This is a genomic window from Spirillospora sp. NPDC049652, from assembly GCF_040675125.1.
Classification (GTDB): Bacteria; Actinomycetota; Actinomycetes; order Streptosporangiales; family Streptosporangiaceae; genus Spirillospora.
Window position 1 is genome coordinate 1 of record NZ_JBFAOF010000840.1, and the last position, 3,208, is coordinate 3,208.

4 protein-coding genes are annotated in these 3,208 nt (G+C 74.2%); 2 read left to right on the forward strand and 2 right to left on the reverse strand.

From position 1 onward, the window contains the following. On the reverse strand, positions 1-624 hold a 624-nt coding region (locus tag AB0J52_RS33570), incomplete at its 3' end, for an ATP-binding cassette domain-containing protein (protein ID WP_500186892.1). A 423-nt stretch (positions 625-1,047) separates the two neighbouring features. Between AB0J52_RS33570 and AB0J52_RS33575 the strand changes: the two genes are divergently transcribed. Further along, entirely contained in the window at positions 1,048-1,923 is an 876-nt protein-coding gene (locus AB0J52_RS33575) for an SDR family oxidoreductase (protein ID WP_500186893.1), read from the forward strand. After that, a complete protein-coding gene (locus AB0J52_RS33580; protein WP_500186894.1) occupies positions 1,920-2,960 on the forward strand; it encodes a DNA topoisomerase IB in 1,041 nt (346 codons plus the stop codon). The genes AB0J52_RS33575 and AB0J52_RS33580 overlap by 4 nt, the downstream gene beginning before the upstream one ends. On the opposite strand, the gene AB0J52_RS33585 is transcribed toward AB0J52_RS33580, so the two are convergent. After that, a partial coding sequence (locus tag AB0J52_RS33585) for a metallophosphoesterase family protein (protein WP_500186896.1) occupies positions 2,926-3,208 on the reverse strand: 283 nt, incomplete at its 5' end. The two genes, AB0J52_RS33580 and AB0J52_RS33585, sit on opposite strands and share 35 nt — an antisense overlap.

Consider the following 3,208-nt stretch of genomic DNA (forward strand, 5'->3'; position numbering starts at 1 on the left):
GTCGCCCATCGCGATGTTGTCGGCGGCGGTCATCGGCCAGTGCGTGTGGTCCTGCGCGACGACCGCGATGTCCCGGCGCAGCACCTCCGGGTCGAGCCGGGTCACCACGACGTCGTCCCAGCGGACCCGGCCCCGCTCCGGCGCGTACAGCCCGGCGATGATCTTGGCGAGCGTGGTCTTGCCCGACCCGTTCTCCCCCACCAGCGCGACGACCTCGCCGCGCCGCAGCCGCACCGACACGTCCCGCAGCGCCGGCTCGTCCGCGCCGGGGTAGGTGAAGGTGATGCCGTCCACGGAGATCTGCCGGAACCCCCCGGCGACGGCGTTGAACACGACGGTGACGAGCAGGTCGCGCCTGCTGGCCTGCCAGCCGAGCCGTCCGACCTGCCCGATCAGGCGCGGGAGCTGCCGGGTCATGGTGACCATGTCGGTCCGCGCCATCTCGTCCGCCCGCCCGTACCAGCCGTGCGGCTCGGCCAGCTTGGGCCCGAGCAGCGGCCCGTCCTCCGCCGCCCGCTCCCGCTCCTCGGACCTCGTGTCCTCGGGCCGCTCCCCGTCAGCGCGCCCGTCCCCGCCCGGTGTGCCGCCCGCCGGTCGTCGTGGCCCCCGCCCGAACATCCTCATCCGGCGTCCCCACCGCCCTCCGCCCTCGCCACGCCGCCCCGGCGCGGCGTTTTCGGCAGCCAGTAGGTACCCGTGCCGCCGGACGCCGCTACGCCCTACTCCCCGGAAGCTCCGTGGGCGTCGCGGGCCGAACTCCGGCCGACGGGGCACAGGAACAGGAAAATCCTGGTCAGGGCTTCATGGCGTGGCCGTAAGAGGCCGTGCGGCGCCCGGTGAAAGGTCCGTCCGGACGGCGCGCGGGGCCCTGACCGAATCCGCCGCCGCGCCCATCCCGGGCCGGTCGGGCGGCGCGCCGGGTCGGCGGCCGCAATACCGGACGTGACCGAATGAGGTTCACGGGCGTGTCGCGGGCGGACTCGATCAGCGGCCCGGTTTGCCCCGCGCCTCTCCGGGCAGGGCGCACCACCAGGGAGGGAGGACGCCATGAACGAGCAAGGCAGAAGCGAGCGACCCGTCGACCCGGCCGCGCAGAGCCAGTCCTACCCCGGCCGGACGGGGGACATGGAGCCGCGGCCGCGCGACGAGATGCGCGACTACACGGGGTCGGGCCTGCTGGCCGGGCGGCGGGCGCTGATCACCGGCGGGGACTCCGGGATCGGGCGCGCGGTGTCGGTCGCGTTCGCCAAGGAGGGCGCGGACGTCGCGCTCACCTATCTGGAGGAGGACGACGACGCGCGGCACACCGCCAAGCTGGTCGAGGCCGAGGGACGCCGCTGCGTCACGCTCGGCGGCGACCTGGCCGAGGAGCGGCACGCGCGCGAGGTCGTCCAGCACGCGGCCCGCGACCTGGGCGGACTCGACGTCGTCGTCCTGCACCACGGGACGCAGAAGCCGGTGGAGGACGTCCGCCAGATCGACGACGCGCAGCTGCGCCGCACCTTCGACGTCAACGTGCTGTCGCTGTTCTGGATCGTCCAGGAGGCGCTGGACCACCTGGGCGCCGGTTCGTCCATCGTGATCACCGGGTCCATCAACGGGCTGCGCGGCAACAAGACGCTCATCGACTACGCCGCCAGCAAGGGCGCCGCGATGGTGCTGGCCCAGTCGCTCGCGCAGTCGCTGGCCGACAAGGAGGTCCGGGTGAACACCGTGGCGCCCGGCCCGGTCTGGACGCCGCTGATCCCGGCGACGTTCCCCGCGGAGCGCGTCGAGGGCTTCGGGAAGCAGACGCCGATGGGACGGGCCGCCGATCCGGACGAGATCGCCCCGTCGTACGTGTTCTTCGCGTCCAACCGGCTGTCGTCGTACTACACCGGGCAGACGCTGGTCCCGGCGGGCGGCGAGATCCATCCCGGATGACCGCGACCGGCGAGCCGGCCCGCAGCGACCCGTCCGCGCCGGGGCTCGCGCGGCGGCGCTGCGGGCGCGGCTGGCGCTACCTGGAACCGGACGGGCGGCCGCTCACCGACCCTGAGGAGATCGCCCGGATCAAGGCGCTGGTGATCCCGCCCGCCTGGAAGGACGTGTGGATCTGCCCCGACCCGGCCGGGCACATCCAGGCCGTCGGCGTGGACGCGGCGGGCCGCCGCCAGTACCTCTACCACCCGGCGTGGCGCGAGCACCGCGACCGCGAGAAGCACGACCGCGTGCTGGACCTCGCCGAGCGCCTGCCCGCTGCACGCGAGCGCCTCGCCGCCGACCTCGCCCTGCGCGGATACCCGCGCGAGCGCGTCCTGGCCGCCGGGCTCCGCCTGATCGACCTCGGCTTCTTCCGCATCGGCGGTGAGGAGTACGCGGCCGAGAACGGCACCTACGGGGTCGCGACCGTCCTGCGCGAGCACGTGACCTGCCGCCGCGACGAGATCGTCTTCGAGTACCCCGCCAAGGGCTCCAAGGAGCGGCACCAGTCGATCGCCGAGGAGTCCGTCCGCAAGGTGGTGGCCGGGCTGAAGCGCCGCGCCGACGACGGCCCCGGCCTGCTCGCCTACCGGACCGCACGCGGCTGGCACGACGTCACGACGACCGACGTCAACGAGTACATCCACGAGGTGACCGGCGGCGACTTCACCGCCAAGGACTTCCGCACCTGGCACGCCACCGTCCTCGCGGCCGTCGGCCTGGCCGTCTCGACCCGGGCCGCCGGCTCCGAGACGCGGCGCAGGCAGGCCGTCAGCCGCGTCGTCAAGGAGACCGCGGCCTACCTCGGCAACACCCCGGCCGTCGCGCGCGCCTCCTACATCGACCCGCGCGTCATCGAGCTGTACGAGGAGGGCAGGACCATCGCGCCCGCGCTGACCGAACTCGGCGTGGACGTCGAGGAGGGGGAGCTGGCGACGCAGGGAGCGGTGGAGAAGGCCGTGCTCAGGCTCCTCCGAGGAGCTCGGCCCGCTCGCTGAGGGCTTCGTCGCACCCGTCCTCCCCGGGCGTGAGGCAGTACACCGCGTACGCCTGCCGGATCACCGGCAGCGCCACGTTCCGGACGCGCGTCCCGCCCGGCGTCAGGCCCTTCTCCGAGCCGTGGTGCGCGTGCCCGTGGACGGCCAGGTCGGCGTGCGCGCAGTCGATCGCCTCGGCGAGCAGGTAGCTGCCGAGGAACGGGTAGATCTCCAGCGGCTCGCCCGCGAGCGTGCCCGCGACCGGCGAG

Coding starts and splice junctions, on each gene's coding strand:
- AB0J52_RS33575 (WP_500186893.1), top strand. CDS start 1,048: ATGAACGAGCAAGGCAGAAGCGAGCGACCCGTCGACCCGGCCGCGCAG.
- AB0J52_RS33580 (WP_500186894.1), top strand. CDS start 1,920: ATGACCGCGACCGGCGAGCCGGCCCGCAGCGACCCGTCCGCGCCGGGG.